Source organism: Rhizobium moroccans, from assembly GCF_057559155.1.
Genome location: NZ_JBHFJG010000015.1, coordinates 125,381 through 139,651, shown reverse-complemented (window position 1 = coordinate 139,651; position 14,271 = coordinate 125,381). Strand labels below are relative to the sequence as shown.

The following is a 14,271-nucleotide window of genomic DNA, read 5'->3' as shown; positions in this document are numbered from 1 at the left end:
GCCCCTGTTTGCGCCCGGACCGCATTTCCTATATCGCAAACCTAATGATCAGAGCGCTCGGGAACATTCGGGAAAAGCTAGGCCGGCCGCTTGGCCGGAGAGTCCGGCTTTTGCTCTTCGCCGCTCTCGCGGTCGTCTGCCTTCTCCTCGTCGTCCAGATCGTCGCGCCATTCGTGATCTCCATCGCAGTGGTGCGCGGCAGCATGGAGCGAGCGGTTGCGGAATGGACCGGCAACGAGGTGTCGATCGGCGGCTCGCCGGAGGTCCGCTTCTGGCCCGAGCCGCAGATCACCCTGGCCGATGTAACGATCACCAAGGAGGACGATCGCTCCCGTCGCCTCTTGGCGCGCATCGATAAGCTTTCGGCCTCGTTCGAACTCTATCCCGCGCTCTTGGGCCGTATCGTGTTCGAGGATATCGAGCTCACCAGGCCGTCCGTTTTCGTCGTCCGCGACAGGGAGGGCAGGCTCGATTGGGCGAATGACGGGCTGCTGAGCGCCGCCGTGCGGCAGGCGGCCTCCGCGAATGCGAACACCATACCGGCCGATCTCGACGCGCGCGTGGGTGACGTGACGGTCGAAAACGGCAATCTGGAACTGCTCGATCTTTCGGGCAACCGCTCCTTCCGCCTCCATGCGATCAACGGCGAGCTTCGCTGGCCCCGACTTTCCCAGGCGGCAAGGATCGAGGGGAGCGCGCAGTTGAACGGCCAGGCGGCGAGCTTCGACCTTACCTCGGCTCAGCCGCTTCTCCTGCTTTCCGGCCGGGATGCGGCGGCAGCCGGAAGCCTTCAATCCGACCTGATTTCCGGCCGGTTGAACGGTACCGCCAATCTTGCGGCCTACAGCTTCCTTGCCGGCAGCTTCGACGTCGCGGTTCCCGACGTTTCGGCATTCACGGCATGGTCCGGCATCGAGATACCGGGAGCCGAGCAGGTCAGGTCGCTGGCCATGAAGGCCAGGCTCGGCATCAGCGGCGACGTCCTGCGTTTCGAGGATCTGTCGCTCTCCGTCAACGAGGGCCGGGCGACCGGGATTCTCGACCTCGCCTTGCCGCCCGGAGGACGCCCCCGGCTGACCGGCACACTCGCCTTCGACAGGCTGGACTTCTCCTCCATCCTCGCCGCCATTCCGCCACGGACATTGCCGGACGGCCCACCGGACGATGAGGATATCACTACGCTGCACCGGAGCGCCGAGTTCGATCTGCGGCTTTCCGCGCAAGAAGCAGCGCTCGGCCCCTTCATGCTTGGCGATGCGGCCGTGAGCGTGCTGAAGACGGGCGACGAAACCCGCCTCGACATCGCCGACAGCGATTTCGAGGCCGGCACGCTGACGGGCAGGCTCACCTCGGCCAAAGATGGGTTTTCGAACGGAGCGGCGCTGCGCCTCTCCATTCAGAATGCGGATTTTTCCAGCATTGCGCGTCGTCTCAATCTCACCGGCCCCCTTCCCTCCGCGCGCGGTTCACTGGAACTCTCCTTCAGCCTCGACAAGCCAATGGGTACTGCAAGCTGGGAGGACGCAAGAGGCCAGATGCGCTTCACCGCCGGCCGGGGCACCATTCCCGGCGTCAATCTCGCCGCCTTGCGGCAGCTCGCCGCCAGCAAGAACTACTTCCCCTTGAGCGAAGCCTCCGGGGACGATCTGGATTTTGACGGGATGGAAGTTGTAGCGACTTTCGCCGGCGGCTCCGCCGAACTTCAGAAGGCGGAAATCGCGAATGCCACCGAAACCCTCAGCCTCAGCGGCGTGGTGCCTTATGTCGACAACAGCCTGGCGCTTTCCGCGAGCATCACGCCGGCAGGCACGGAGGCGCCGGACTTCACCTTCTTCATCGGCGGCTCCTGGCCGTCGCCGGTGATTCTGACGGCCCCCGCCCCGGATACCAAGCCGCTCAACGACTGATCAGGTCGCGTTGCGGGCCGCGACGTGTTCGTCCCGGATGCGGCGAAGCTCCGTGCGTTTCATGCTGATCGAGGTGACGATCACGCCGAGCGTGACCAAGCCGATCAGGATGGTGCAGATCGCGTTGATCTCCGGCGTCACGCCGAGGCGCACCTGCGAATAGATCTTGATCGGCAGCGTCGTGGCGCCTGGCCCCGTCGTGAAGCTCGCGATAACCAGATCATCCAGCGACAGAGTAAAGGCGAGCATCCAGCCGGCAAGCACGGCGGGCAGGATCAGCGGCAGGGTGATCGTGAAGAAGGTTTTCACAGGCGGGCTGCCGAGATCGAGCGCGGCCTCCTCCAGACTGCGGTCGAAAGTGAGCAGGCGCGATTGCACGACGATCGCCACATAGCACATGGTGAAAGTCGTATGCGCGATCGTGACCGTCCAGAAGCCGCGATCGATGCCTGCCGCGACAAAGAGCAGGAGCAGCGAAAGACCGGTGATGACCTCCGGCATGACGAGCGGCGCATAGATCATGCCGGAAAACAGCATGCGGCCGGGAAACCGCCCGTAGCGGACAAGCGCCAGCGCAGCGAGCGTGCCGAGCACCGTGCCGATCGTCGCACTGAGAAGGCCGACGCGGGCCGTCACCCAGGCGGCATCCATGAGCCCCTGGTTAGACCACACGGTGCGATACCAATGCAGCGAAAACCCTCCCCAGACCGTCACGAGCCGGGAAGCGTTGAAGGAATAGACCACCAGGATGATGATCGGGATATAGAGGAAGGCAAAACCGAGGGTCAGGACGGTGGCGTCGAACTTTGACGATTTCATCTAAACCACCTTCTTCTGCTGGTTCTGGAAGATGACGATCGGCACCACCAGCGCGAGGAGCAGGAGGACGGCGACCGCCGAGGCAAGCGGCCAGTCGCGGTTGCCGAAGAACTCCGTCCAGAGCGTCTTGCCGATCATCAGCGTATCGGCGCCTCCGAGCAGATCGGGGATGACGAATTCCCCCGTGATCGGGATGAAGCAGATCATCGAGCCCGCGATGACGCCTGGCAGCGAAAGAGGAAAGGTGATCTTCCAGAAGGCCTTGAGAGGCGGGCAGCCGAGGTCGTTCGCGGCCTCCAGGAGCGTATTGTCCATCTTCTCCAGCGCCGAATAGAGCGGCAGCACCATGAAGGGAAGATAGGAATAGACGATACCGATGAAGACGGCGATGTCGGTGCGGAAAATCTGCACCTGATCGTTCGGCCCGAGGAAGCCTACTGTCTGGAGCAGGAGCGTTAGGAGCCCGTCCGGCTTCAGGATGCCGATCCAGGCATACACGCGGATGAGGAACGAGGTCCAGAAGGGCAGGATCACCAGCATGACCAGCAGCGGCCGGATGGTCGTCGGCGCACGCGCCATGGCAAGCGCGATCGGATAGCCGATCAGGAGAAGCAGCAGCGTCGAGATCAGCGCGATTCTGAGGGACGAGAGATAGGACTGCACATAGAGCGGATCTTCCGTGAGGAAGAGATAGTTCTCCATGTCGAGATTGGAGAAGAAATCGCGGATCGCACCGAAGCCCTGAAAGACCGGCGTGTAGGGCGGCATCGCGATCGCGGTATCTGAGAGCGATATCTTGAGGATGATGAAGAAGGGCGCGGCGAAGAAGAGCAGCAGCCAGAGATAGGGAACCGCGACCACCAGCCAGCGGGCGGGTGACGCGTGGGTGGTGGTGGCGCTGGTCTCGGCCATGCGGGTTCCCCTATCGTGTCAGAACGATGCCGGCATCGCGCGGCCAGGTGAGCCAGACCATGTCGCCGAAGGTAACCGGCCGGTCGACCAGGCGCGAGACATTGGCCTGGGCGGCGCGAACAATGCGGTCATCGGCGAGCTTGACGAGGAAGACGGAGAAATCTCCGAGGTAACCGATGTCCCAGACCTCGCCGTATACCGCGTTCACAGAGGTCTCGGCCGGCGCATCGAGGGACATGCGCACCTTTTCCGGGCGGATCGCGAAGGCGACCTGATCGCCCTTCACCACCTGGCATTCCTGCTCGACGGCCACCGCGACGCCGCTGCTATCCAGCCGCACGACGCCGGGCGTATTTTCGGTCGCGACGACCGTTCCCTCAAGGATGTTGATGTCGCCGATGAAATCCGCGACATAGCGGCTGTTCGGCGCCTCATAGATTTCCGCGGGCGTCGCCACCTGCACGATGACGCCCTTGTCCATCACCGCGATGCGGTCCGAGACCGTCATCGCCTCCTCCTGGTCGTGGGTCACGATGAAGAAGGTGAGGCCGAGATTGGTCTGGATGTCCATCAGCTCGAATTGGGTTTCCTCGCGCAGCTTCTTGTCGAGCGCGCCGAGCGGTTCGTCGAGCAGCAGCACCTTCGGACGCTTGGCGAGCGAGCGGGCGAGCGCGACGCGCTGGCGCTGGCCGCCGGAAAGCTGGTTGGGCTTGCGCTTGGCGAAGGACTCGAGCTTGACGAGCTTGAGCATCTCCTCGACGCGGGCAGCGATCTCCCCTTTCGGGAGATTGTCCTGCTGGAGGCCGAAGGCGATGTTCTTCTCCACCGTCATATGCGGGAAGAGCGCATAGCTCTGGAACATCATGTTGGTGGGGCGGCGATAGGGCGGTACGCCGGAAATATCCTTGCCCTGCAGCAGGATGCGGCCCTCGGTCGGCTCCTCGAAGCCCGCCAGCATGCGCATCAGCGTGGTCTTGCCGCAGCCCGAAGGGCCGAGAAGCGAGAAAAACTCCCGCTCGTAGATGTCGAGGGTCAGATTGTCGACGGCGGTGAAGTCGCCGAAACGCTTGGTGATGTTCTCGAAACGGATGAAGGGAACCGCGGCAGGGTCCGTCCAAGGTGAGAATTTACGCTTTACCGGTCCGAGAGATTTCGCCATGCCCCACCCCAATTCGCCCCGTTAACACTCACGCCAAGCCGAAAAGGGCAGGCGCATCGCCTGCCCTTTTCTCAACTCAGCTACCGGTCTTGATCTTCGTCCAGACTCGGTTCAACACGCGCTGCTCTTTGGGCCCATAGGACGAAATGACGAAGAGTTTGGAAAGCACTTCGGCGGGAGGATAGACGGAGGGATTTTCCAGCACTTCCTTGTCGATGAACTGCTGGGAAGCGAGGTTTCCGTTCGCATACTGCACATAGTTCGACGACTTGGCGATGACTTCCGGCTTCATCATGTAGTTGATGAAGGCATGCGCCTCTTCGACATTCTTCGCATCCGCCGGGATCGCGAGATTGTCGAACCACATATAGGTGCCTTCCTTGGGGATCACATAGTTGACCTGCACGCCTTTGCCGGCTTCCTCAGCACGGTCTTTCGCCTGCAGCACGTCGCCCGACCAGCCGATGGTGATGCAGGTATCGCCATTGGCAAGTTCGTCGATATAGGCGGATGAGTTGAAAGAGCGGACGAAGGGGCGGATCTTCTGGTAAACCTCGCCGCCGGCCTCGAGATCGGCGGTCTCCTTGCTGTCGGGGTCCTTGCCAAGGTAATTCATGGCAATGGCGAAGGTCTCGTCGGAAGCATCCAGGATATTGATGCCGCATGCCTTCAGCTTTTCGGCGTTCTCCGGCTTGAAGATGATGTCCCAACTGTCGATCGGCACATCGCCGAGCGCGGCCTTCACCTTCTCGACATTGTAGCCGATGCCGGTCGTGCCCCACATGTAGTTCACGGCATATTCGTTGCCGGGATCGTACTTGGCGAGCCGCTCCGAAATTTCCGGCCAGAGATTGGAAAGGTTCGGCAGCTTCGACTTGTCGAGCTTCTGGAAAACGCCGGCCTGGATCTGGCGGGCAAGGAAAGGACCGGTCGGGACCACAACATCGTAACCCGAACCGCCGGCGAGCAGCTTGGTCTCGACGATTTCGTTGTTGTCGAACACGTCGTAGACGACCTTGATGCCGGTTTCCTTGGTGAAATCCGCTAGGACCGATTCATCGATATAGTCGGACCAGTTGAAGACATGCACCACCCGTTCCTGCGCCATGGCAGCGGTGGCGGCAATCGCCGACGCGGCAACGGCGGCGGCAAGACGGAGCAAATGGGTTTTCATGATCTCTCCTGTTCCAGTTTTTCCCGCGCAGGCGGGGGCGCCGCGCATGAATTCCCGCATGTTTTTCAACCAGAGTAAGAAGGAAATTTCCTCCCCACAAGAGGGGAAATGTGCGCCGCCACAAGGGACTACTGGAAATCGAACGCGCTAAGCCCCGTCACCATCTCGTCGAGCCCGAGCGGGCGGGTCAGCGGCGGTTCGGCGCGGGAGAGACAGCCCCGCCGTTCGCAGAGGCGGCAGGCCGTGCCGGCGAGCACTTTCGCCGATGCCGCCACCACATCCCCATAGACTGTTTCGCCGGCGCGGGGGAGGTCGCAGCCGATGAGGAGCGCCGTGCGCCGCACCCGCTCCCCGAAACCGGCCTGCGGCCCTTCCAGCGTGCGGGAAAGCGTCAGGAAGGCGTTGCCGTCCATCATCTCCACCGCATCGACCAGCACCTGCCCCGGCTGGGCGAAGGCCGTGTGGATGCCGAGCTTCGGACAGAGGCCGCCGAAGCGCGCCTGCGGAAAGCCTTGCGCGCCGGCACGGCGGATCGCGTTGCCGGCATGATCGAGTTCCAGCAGGAAGAAGGGGATGCCCGCGGCGCTGGCGCGACAGAGCGTGGTAAGGCGCGTCGCCGCCTGCTCGAACGAGACGTCGAAGCGTCCGCGAAGGACATCGATATCGTAGCGGGCCCGCTGCGCGGCGGCGAGGAACGGCGCATAGGGCATCATCAGCGCATGAGCCGCATAGCGGGCGAGTTCGAAACGGGCGATGCGCCGGGCCTCGCCGGTGGAAAGGACAAGCGCATCCAGCTCCGCCATGATCTCCGGCCCGAGCGCCAGAAGTGCTGCTTCCATGGCAAGCTCGCGAGTGCGGTCGAAGGGCGAAAGCCTTTCCGACAGGAAAAGCCGCATCGAATGGCGGTCATAGCGGCGGCGCAGATCCGGCATGACGTGATCCGGCAGCGTGCGAACCACGATGCCATGTTCCGCCTTCAGCCAGCCCTTGAGGGCGCCCGGCAGATCGTCGCCGCCGGCAAGTCTTTCGGCAAACGCTTCCGCGGCGTCTTCTATCCGGGAGAAGGAATTCGGCCGGCGCTCCAGTGTCTCCCGCACTTCGTCGATCGGCAGCCGCGCACCGGCGATCGACGTCTCATGACCTTCGCGCGCCAGAAGATCGGAAAGATCGGAAAGCCGCGCGGCCTGCTCCCGATAGGCGCGATAGAGCTTCATCATGCCGAGCGCGGCATTGGGGGCGGCTTCGGCCACTTCGATGATTTCCTGGTCGCCCGGAATTTCGCCGACCAGCAGCGGATCGGAAAAGACCTCGCGCAATTGGCTCGCCAAGCCTCCGCCCTCCCCCTGCAAGGCATCGAGATCGACCTTGTAGACGGTGGCAAGCTTCAGGAGGAGCTGAACCGTGAGCGGCCGCTGATTGCGCTCGATCAGATTGAGATAAGACGGCGAAATGCCGAGCGCCTCGGCCATTGCCGTCTGGGTCAATCCAAGGCCGATCCGGACGCGCCGGACGCGCGGCCCTGCGAAAATCTTCCGCTCCGCCATCTGTTACACCTTTTACAATTCGAAGGCCCCAACTAAGTTTTACTAGATTTACATCTTCACAGAACAGTTTGTGAAACGCAAGACAACATAACCTCTTTCATAGCGCTGTTTTCGCAACTTTTCTGGCGGTAATGCCTTCTCTTCTGTAAATTCGGTCACACGACCTCGCCATGGGATGCGTGGCAATTTTCAACGGGAGAGAGGATAATGACAGAATTTTACAAACTGGTTCCGAATGCAGCCGAGGGCCGCTTCGACGGCATCGAGCGCCCCTATGGCGCCGAGGACGTCCAGCGCCTGCGCGGCTCGATCGAAATCCGCTACTCGCTGGCGGAGATGGGTGCGAACCGGTTGTGGAAGCTCCTGCACGAGGAGGATTTCGTCAATGCGCTGGGCGCGCTCTCCGGCAACCAGGCCATGCAGATGGTCCGCGCCGGTCTGAAGGCGATCTATCTCTCCGGCTGGCAGGTCGCCGCCGACGCCAACACTGCTTCGGCCATGTATCCGGACCAGTCGCTCTATCCGGCCAATGCCGCGCCCGAGCTTGCCAAGCGCATCAACCGCACGCTGCAGCGCGCCGACCAGATCGAAACCGCCGAAGGCAAAGGGCTTTCGGTCGATACGTGGTTCGCGCCGATCGTGGCCGATGCGGAGGCCGGCTTTGGCGGGCCTCTCAACGCCTTCGAGATCATGAAGGCCTTCATCGAAGCAGGTGCCGCGGGCGTTCACTTCGAAGACCAGCTCGCCTCGGAGAAGAAGTGCGGCCATCTGGGCGGCAAGGTGCTGATCCCGACGGCGGCGCATATCCGCAATCTCACCGCCGCGCGGCTTGCCGCCGACGTCATGGGCGTGCCGACGCTGGTGATCGCCCGAACCGATGCGGAGGCGGCCAAGCTGCTGACCTCGGATATCGACGAGCGCGACCGGCCCTTCGTGGATTACGATGCCGGCCGCACGGTCGAGGGCTTCTATCATGTGCGGAACGGGCTTGAACCCTGCATCGCGCGGGCGATCGCCTACGCACCCTATTGCGACCTGATCTGGTGCGAGACCTCCAAGCCGGATCTGGAGCAGGCGAGGAGGTTCGCGGAAAGCGTGCACAAGGCGCATCCGGGCAAGCTCCTCGCCTATAACTGCTCGCCTTCGTTCAATTGGAAGAAGAACCTGGACGACGCGACGATCGCCAGGTTCCAGCGCGAGCTGGGCGCGATGGGCTACAAGTTCCAGTTCATCACGCTCGCGGGCTTCCACCAGTTGAACCACGGCATGTTCGAGCTCGCTCGCGGCTACAAGAGCCGGCAGATGGCCGCTTACTCGGAGCTGCAGGAAGCCGAATTCGCGGCAGAAGCGAACGGCTACACGGCGACCAAACACCAGCGCGAGGTGGGCACCGGCTATTTCGACGCCGTCTCCATGACGATCACCGGCGGGCTTTCGTCCACCACCGCCATGAAGGAGTCGACCGAGCACGACCAGTTCCGCCCGGCGGCGGAGTAACGAGCTACCCCTCCCCAACCCCTCCCCACAAGGGGGAGGGGCTACCAGCAGCGACCCTCCTACCCTTACTCACCCCATGAGTTTGAGGTGGAATACGAGACGCGCGGCATAGTCCCCCTCCCCCTTGTGGGGAGGGGCTGGGGAGGGGTCATTTTTCAAGAACCCCGAGAGAGGAGAAATGCCATGAACGTCCAGACCCGCGTCAAGGAACGCGCAGAAGAGCAATCCACCAGCATGACGGCCGATCAGCAGGCGGCGATCCGTTCGCTGGCCAACGACCTGCACCGGCTCAACCATTCCGTCATAAAGGCGGTCGAGGCGGGCGTTTCCGTGGAACTCGTCCGCTCCGCGCGCCATCATGGCGGAGACGGCCACTGGGGCGATCTCATGATCCCCGTTGTGATCGCAAGCAACAGATGATGGTGCTTACGACACTCGCCCTCGCGGCGATGCTGCTCAGCCTTGCAGGCCTGAGCCAGCGGGCAGGCAATCGCCAGGGCTACGTTCCGAGCCCTGTCATCGCGCGCCTCAAGCGCTGAACGAAGGCGCCCTTAACCGGGCGCCTTCCGCATGCGGGGAAACTCAAGGTTATGGCCGACGTCCGGCAAAGAGTTCCGCGTGCCCCCGGACCAGGCTTACCATGCGATCCACGACCGTGCGGATTTCGCGCCGGTGGCGATCGTCATTGTTCATCACGATCCACTGGCTGTGGCGCAGCTCGGCAATCTCCTCCCCTACCCGGACAAGCCGGATATCCTGATCGCCGACGAAACAGGGCAGCACGGCGGTGCCCGCGCCGGCAAGCGCCAGATCGCGCAGCGAACGCGGCCTGTTGACCGTCACGACGATCTGCCCGGCGCGCACCTCGTGCGGAAAGCGCAGATAGGCGGAGATGGCATCCTCTTCCGATACGGCGAGCCACTTTTCCGCCGTCGAGGGATGGGCCGAGCGGGCCCTGTAGGCCGCATAGGCCACCTCTCCCAGCCTGGTCGTCGCAAGGTTAGGCTCCTCCGGTTCGAAGGCACGGATGCCGATATCGCTTTCGCGATGGGTGAGCGCCGCGCGCCGCTCCGCGATGAAGAAATCCAGCCGGAAATCATCGCTTTCCGTGCGGATCGCCGAAAAATTGCGGTTGAACATCCAGGCAAGCCAGGTGCCGCAGGCAACCCGGACGAGGGCCGAACCGGAGCCCTGCCGCTTCCAGGCATCGATGCGTCGGGCGGCACCTTCCATTTCCAGTATCTGATCGAGGAGAAGCGAGCCCTCGCCGCTCAGCCTATAGCCCGTGCGGCTGCGGATGAAGAGCGGACGCCCGACCGCCTCTTCCAGTTCCAGCATGCGTCTTCCGATGGTGGCGGGGCTGAGCCCCGTCACCCCGGCAGCACCGGAAAGCCCGCCATGGCGCGCGACCTCGAGGAAAAGTTCGTAAGCGTCCCAGCCGATGTTTTTCATGGGTGAAAAACATAGCCCGATCCCGGCTGTTCAAGAAGCAGTTTTTTGCGCTTAATAGAGGAGATGGCTTTTCAAGCGAAGGAGTCATCAAATGTACGAGACAGTCGCAGCTATCGTCATGAAGCGGCAAATGAATTTGCCCGAGCATAACCGCCATGCGGAGGAACGCTTCTATCGTGACTTCGGTCAGCCGCTGCCGCGCTGGATCAGCCGGCTCGCAAAATGGCTGAGCCGCGAACGAGCGATGAAAATGGGCGGCCCGCAGACCGCCCATTGTGACGATGCCCTTATGCCGCCCGGGGACGCCGCTCCCGCTGGACCGCATCGTCGCCCCCAATGCGGAACTGCTCGACAAGCTGCCTGAGCACATCCGCCTCTTCGGCGAGGCGCCGGTTTGCCTCGCTGGTTTCGCTGACCATGGCGCCGTTCTGCTGGGTCATCTGGTCCATGCGATTGACGGAGGTGTTGATCTCCTGCAGCGCCGCGGATTGATCCTGGCTTGCGGTGGCGATCATTTCCACATGCTGGCTGACGCCCGCGATCTGCCGGCTGATCGCCGCCAGCACCTCGCCCGCCTGCTGCACGAGGCCAGCGCCTGCGCCGACTTCCCGGGTGGATTGGTTGATGAGCGCCTTGATCTCGTGGGCGGCGCCCGCCGAGCGCTGCGCGAGTTCCCGCACTTCCTGCGCCACCACCGCGAAGCCCTTGCCGGCTTCGCCCGCGCGCGCCGCCTCGATGCCCGCATTCAGCGCCAGGAGATTGGTCTGGAAGGCGATATCGTCGATCACCTCGATGATGAGTTCGATCTTCTTCGACGCCTCTTCGATGCGGCCCATGGCCTCGACGGCGTTCTTCACCACCGTTCCGGAACTGTCGGCGCTCTTGCGCGTCGTCGTCACCGCCTCGTTGGCTTCCCTCGCCCGCTCGGCGGTGGAGCGGACCGTCACGGTGATCTCGTCGACGGCGGCAGCGGTTTCCTCCAGCGAGGCGGCCTGGGCTTCGGTGCGCTTGGAAAGCTCCGCCGAGGAATGGCTGAGGCCGGCGCTGCTTTGCTGAATCGTGAACGTGCTTTCGCGGATGTGAGAGAGCGTGTCGCGCAGGCGGATGATCGAGCCGTTGAAATCGAGGCGGAGCTGTTCGAGCCGGCCGGAGAAACCGGTATCGATCACGGAGGAAAGATCGCCCTGGGCAAGCCGGGCAAGCGCCTTGCCGAGTTCGGTGACGGCCAGATCGATCTGAGCATCGACGCGCTGCTTTTCCACATCGTTGCGCTGCCGCTCGGCCTCCGCCCCGGCGCGCTCCTCGGCGCCGCGAGCCTCTATGACCTGCTTCTCGCGGGCATTGTCGCGGAATACTTCCAGTGCGCGGGCGATGTTGCCGAATTCCGTGCGGCTATCGAGGTAGGGAACCTCCGCATGATGATCGCCTTCGGCGATCTTGCGCACGGTGCCGGTCAGGATGCCGAGCGGACGTATCAGGGCACGCAGGGCAAGGAAGCTCAAAAGGCTGACCACCGCGAGCGCCACGAGCGAGGTGGCGAGCACGACATGGAAAAGCGACGTCATCTGCGCGAAATAGACCTCCATCGGAATGCCGATGAAGAGCAGCCCGGTGACGGCTTTGGAAGCATCCGTGATCGGGAAATAGCCGGTCATGAAATCCCGGCCGAAAAGAACGGCGGGCCCGAAATAGGCCTCGCCACGGGCAAGAAAGGGCTGCGCCGGATGATTGGCGGCAAGCTTGGTGCCGATCGCACGCTCGCCCTTTTCGGTTTTCACGTTCGTGGAGATGCGGACATATTCGCTGCCCTGCTTCTCGAAGACGGTCGCAACGCCGTCGATCGACTTGGCCGTGCGGTCCACGAGATCATGATCGGCCACCGAGCCCTGGCCCTGGATGGCGCGGACGAGTTCGGCGTCGCGGATTTCGACCCGCGCCCCCTCCACGTCGGTCTCATAGAGAAGCCCCATGGCGCGGGCGGCTTCCTTGGCGTCGCGCAGCGCCGTATTCATGATATCCGCGCGCAGATAAGCATAGGTAAGCCCGCCCACGGCAGAGACCGCGGCAAAGATCAGGAAAAGACAGAGAAAGACGATACGGGTGGCAATCGAAGACGGAAGAATTCCGCGCATGGGCCCAGCTTTCCAAAATAGATTGGCGTGGGACCTTTTTATTAGAACTATGTAAAAATTTACTGAATTGGCTTGTCGTCAGGTCTAGTGCTGCGGCCTGTTGCGTTAATCGCCGCTGTTTACTCCTCCTTTAAGGAGCAGTTTACACTCGCAATCCGTTCCGAGCTGTCAGAACAGAACCGGCAGGGCAAGCAATGCCGCTACTGCGCTAATAGTGATCGCAAGAAGGCGCAGGCGAGCGAAACGTTCGGCGTCGCGGGTTGTTGCGATGGCAATGGCACGAGCGCGTTTTTTCTGCATGGAAATAGCCTCGAAACACTTGTTGTTATTTTCTGCCGCAGGGCAGCAGACCGGCACTCACCCAAACAAATATGAGCAGGACTTTGCTTGGATTAAGGCAGGATCGCGCCGGCACATTAAAAAGTGCTGAATCAGCCGGCTCCTACAATGCTTCCCCGCATACATGGCCGGAGGCCCAGGCCCATTGGAAATTATAGCCGCCGAGCCAGCCGGTCACGTCCACGCATTCGCCGATGAAATAGAGGCCGGGTATGGCCTTGGCTTCCATCGTTCGTGAATCCAGCCCGGACGTATCGATGCCGCCGGAGGTGACCTCCGCGGTGCGGTATCCCTCGGACCCCGCCGGGCGGATCGTCCAGCTCTGGATGGAAGCGGCCAGCGCGTGGATCGCCTTGTCCGAAAGGTCGGCGAGATGGCTTGCTATGCCGCGCGTTTCGACGAAGAACTGGGCGAGCCGCTTCGGCAATGTCTCGGCAAGCACCGTCTGCGGCGCCTGCCTGCCGTTCTGTCCGCGCGCGGCCTTGAGCATGGCCGCCAAATCCATATCCGGCTCGACCACGAGGGTGATCTCGTCGCCCTCCCGCCAATAGGAGGATATCTGCAGGATCGACGGACCGCTCAAGCCGCGATGCGTGAAGAGCAGTGCTTCCCGGAAGGTGGTCTTGCCATGGCGAACCTCCGCCGGCACGGCAATACCCGAAAGGGGCGCCAGCTTTTCCAGGAGCCCCGGATCAAGGGTCAGCGGCACGAGGGCGGGGCGCGTTTCCGTCACCTTCAGCCCGAATTGCTCTGCGATGCGGTAGGCAAAGCCGGTGGCCCCCATCTTGGGGATCGACTTGCCACCCGTGGCGATGACCAGGGCCTGTGCTTCTATCGGACCGGAAGAGGTCGCAAGGCGAAACCCGTCGATTGCCTTTTCGACCGAGGTGATCTCGGTCTGCAATTCGAGTTCGGCCTTCACCCTGCGCATTTCCGCGAGCAGCATGCGGATGATGTCCTTGGCACTCTCGTCGCAGAAAAGTTGGCCGAGCGTCTTTTCATGCCATGCGATGCCATGCGCCTCGACCATGTCGAGGAAATCGCGGGGCGTGTAGCGGGCGAGCGCGGATTTTGCGAAATGCGGATTGCCGGAAAGGTAGTTCTTCGCCGTCGCATGGATGTTGGTGAAATTGCAGCGGCCGCCGCCGGAGATGCGGATCTTCTCGCCGGGCGCCTTCGCGTGGTCGAGAACCAGCACCGAACGGCCGCGCCCGCCCGCCCGGATCGCGCACATCATGCCGGCCGCGCCGGCACCCAGAACCACAACGTCGAATTTCCGCGCCACGCGCTGCCCCTTTCAATCGCCGCCAGCGGTGTTCGCGATCCTTACTTCAAA

General features: G+C 62.7%; 13 protein-coding genes. 4 read left to right on the top strand and 9 right to left on the bottom strand.

Annotated features, from left to right (window positions below):
* The first annotated feature begins 110 nt into the window (after nt 1–110).
* Nucleotides 111–1,907 carry an AsmA family protein gene (locus ACE04I_RS11590; RefSeq protein ID WP_052760389.1) on the top strand — a complete coding sequence of 599 codons (1,797 nt, stop codon included), beginning with the start codon at nt 111–113 and terminating at the stop codon, nt 1,905–1,907.
* Here the strand turns inward: ACE04I_RS11590 and ACE04I_RS11585 are convergent, their stop codons facing one another.
* The 5 genes from ACE04I_RS11585 to ACE04I_RS11565 form a co-directional block, all read right to left on the bottom strand.
* On the bottom strand, nt 1,908–2,726 hold the full coding sequence (locus tag ACE04I_RS11585) for an ABC transporter permease (protein ID WP_046794279.1): 819 nt from the start codon (nt 2,724–2,726) through the stop codon (nt 1,908–1,910).
* The gene (locus ACE04I_RS11580; protein WP_046794278.1) at nt 2,727–3,638 is read right to left on the bottom strand and encodes an ABC transporter permease subunit; all 912 of its coding nucleotides are present in this window, start codon (nt 3,636–3,638) and stop codon (nt 2,727–2,729) included.
* A gap of 10 nt (nt 3,639–3,648) precedes the next feature.
* A complete protein-coding gene (locus ACE04I_RS11575; protein WP_046794277.1) occupies nt 3,649–4,797 on the bottom strand; it encodes an ABC transporter ATP-binding protein in 1,149 nt (382 codons plus the stop codon).
* 76 nt (nt 4,798–4,873) lie between these two features.
* Complete coding sequence (locus tag ACE04I_RS11570) at nt 4,874–5,971, bottom strand: polyamine ABC transporter substrate-binding protein (protein ID WP_046794276.1); 1,098 nt, start codon at nt 5,969–5,971, stop codon at nt 4,874–4,876.
* Between the two features lie 128 nt (nt 5,972–6,099).
* Nucleotides 6,100–7,515 carry a helix-turn-helix domain-containing protein gene (locus tag ACE04I_RS11565; protein ID WP_046794275.1) on the bottom strand — a complete coding sequence of 472 codons (1,416 nt, stop codon included), beginning with the start codon at nt 7,513–7,515 and terminating at the stop codon, nt 6,100–6,102.
* Between the two features lie 207 nt (nt 7,516–7,722).
* On the opposite strand from ACE04I_RS11565, the gene aceA reads away from it, so the two are divergent.
* The 3 genes from aceA to ACE04I_RS11550 all read left to right on the top strand — a co-directional run bounded on the left by aceA (nt 7,723) and on the right by ACE04I_RS11550 (nt 9,551).
* Nucleotides 7,723–9,012, top strand: a complete 1,290-nt coding sequence (aceA, locus tag ACE04I_RS11560; protein ID WP_137326648.1) for an isocitrate lyase — start codon at nt 7,723–7,725, stop codon at nt 9,010–9,012.
* Between the two features lie 183 nt (nt 9,013–9,195).
* Nucleotides 9,196–9,432, top strand: a complete 237-nt coding sequence (locus tag ACE04I_RS11555; RefSeq protein WP_046794273.1) for an SMc00767 family acetate metabolism repressor — start codon at nt 9,196–9,198, stop codon at nt 9,430–9,432.
* Nucleotides 9,429–9,551, top strand: coding sequence for a hypothetical protein (locus tag ACE04I_RS11550; protein WP_280950052.1), 123 nt, complete (start codon nt 9,429–9,431; stop codon nt 9,549–9,551). Before ACE04I_RS11555 ends, ACE04I_RS11550 begins: the two co-directional genes overlap by 4 nt.
* Before the next feature lie 49 nt (nt 9,552–9,600).
* Here ACE04I_RS11550 and ACE04I_RS11545 read toward each other — a convergent pair whose 3' ends face one another.
* From ACE04I_RS11545 to ACE04I_RS11530, 4 genes are all read right to left on the bottom strand, one after another.
* A complete protein-coding gene (locus ACE04I_RS11545; protein WP_046794272.1) occupies nt 9,601–10,464 on the bottom strand; it encodes a LysR family transcriptional regulator in 864 nt (287 codons plus the stop codon).
* A 287-nt stretch (nt 10,465–10,751) separates the two neighbouring features.
* A complete protein-coding gene (locus ACE04I_RS11540) occupies nt 10,752–12,596 on the bottom strand; it encodes a methyl-accepting chemotaxis protein (RefSeq protein WP_046794271.1) in 1,845 nt (614 codons plus the stop codon).
* Between the two features lie 168 nt (nt 12,597–12,764).
* Nucleotides 12,765–12,896: a hypothetical protein gene (locus ACE04I_RS11535; protein ID WP_280950050.1), complete on the bottom strand. Its 132-nt coding sequence runs from the start codon at nt 12,894–12,896 to the stop codon at nt 12,765–12,767.
* A gap of 142 nt (nt 12,897–13,038) precedes the next feature.
* A complete protein-coding gene (locus ACE04I_RS11530; RefSeq protein ID WP_046794270.1) occupies nt 13,039–14,220 on the bottom strand; it encodes a BaiN/RdsA family NAD(P)/FAD-dependent oxidoreductase in 1,182 nt (393 codons plus the stop codon).
* Between the last annotated feature and the right edge of the window lie 51 nt (nt 14,221–14,271).

What these genes read in the sequence shown, in the direction of transcription:
- ACE04I_RS11585 (WP_046794279.1), bottom strand. Translation starts at nt 2,726, where the DNA reads ATGAAATCGTCAAAGTTCGACGCCACCGTCCTGACCCTCGGTTTTGCC.
- ACE04I_RS11580 (WP_046794278.1), bottom strand. Translation starts at nt 3,638, where the DNA reads ATGGCCGAGACCAGCGCCACCACCACCCACGCGTCACCCGCCCGCTGG.
- ACE04I_RS11575 (WP_046794277.1), bottom strand. Translation starts at nt 4,797, where the DNA reads ATGGCGAAATCTCTCGGACCGGTAAAGCGTAAATTCTCACCTTGGACG.
- ACE04I_RS11570 (WP_046794276.1), bottom strand. Translation starts at nt 5,971, where the DNA reads ATGAAAACCCATTTGCTCCGTCTTGCCGCCGCCGTTGCCGCGTCGGCG.
- ACE04I_RS11565 (WP_046794275.1), bottom strand. Translation starts at nt 7,515, where the DNA reads ATGGCGGAGCGGAAGATTTTCGCAGGGCCGCGCGTCCGGCGCGTCCGG.
- aceA (WP_137326648.1), top strand. Translation starts at nt 7,723, where the DNA reads ATGACAGAATTTTACAAACTGGTTCCGAATGCAGCCGAGGGCCGCTTC.
- ACE04I_RS11555 (WP_046794273.1), top strand. Translation starts at nt 9,196, where the DNA reads ATGAACGTCCAGACCCGCGTCAAGGAACGCGCAGAAGAGCAATCCACC.
- ACE04I_RS11550 (WP_280950052.1), top strand. Translation starts at nt 9,429, where the DNA reads ATGATGGTGCTTACGACACTCGCCCTCGCGGCGATGCTGCTCAGCCTT.
- ACE04I_RS11545 (WP_046794272.1), bottom strand. Translation starts at nt 10,464, where the DNA reads ATGAAAAACATCGGCTGGGACGCTTACGAACTTTTCCTCGAGGTCGCG.
- ACE04I_RS11540 (WP_046794271.1), bottom strand. Translation starts at nt 12,596, where the DNA reads ATGCGCGGAATTCTTCCGTCTTCGATTGCCACCCGTATCGTCTTTCTC.
- ACE04I_RS11535 (WP_280950050.1), bottom strand. Translation starts at nt 12,896, where the DNA reads ATGCAGAAAAAACGCGCTCGTGCCATTGCCATCGCAACAACCCGCGAC.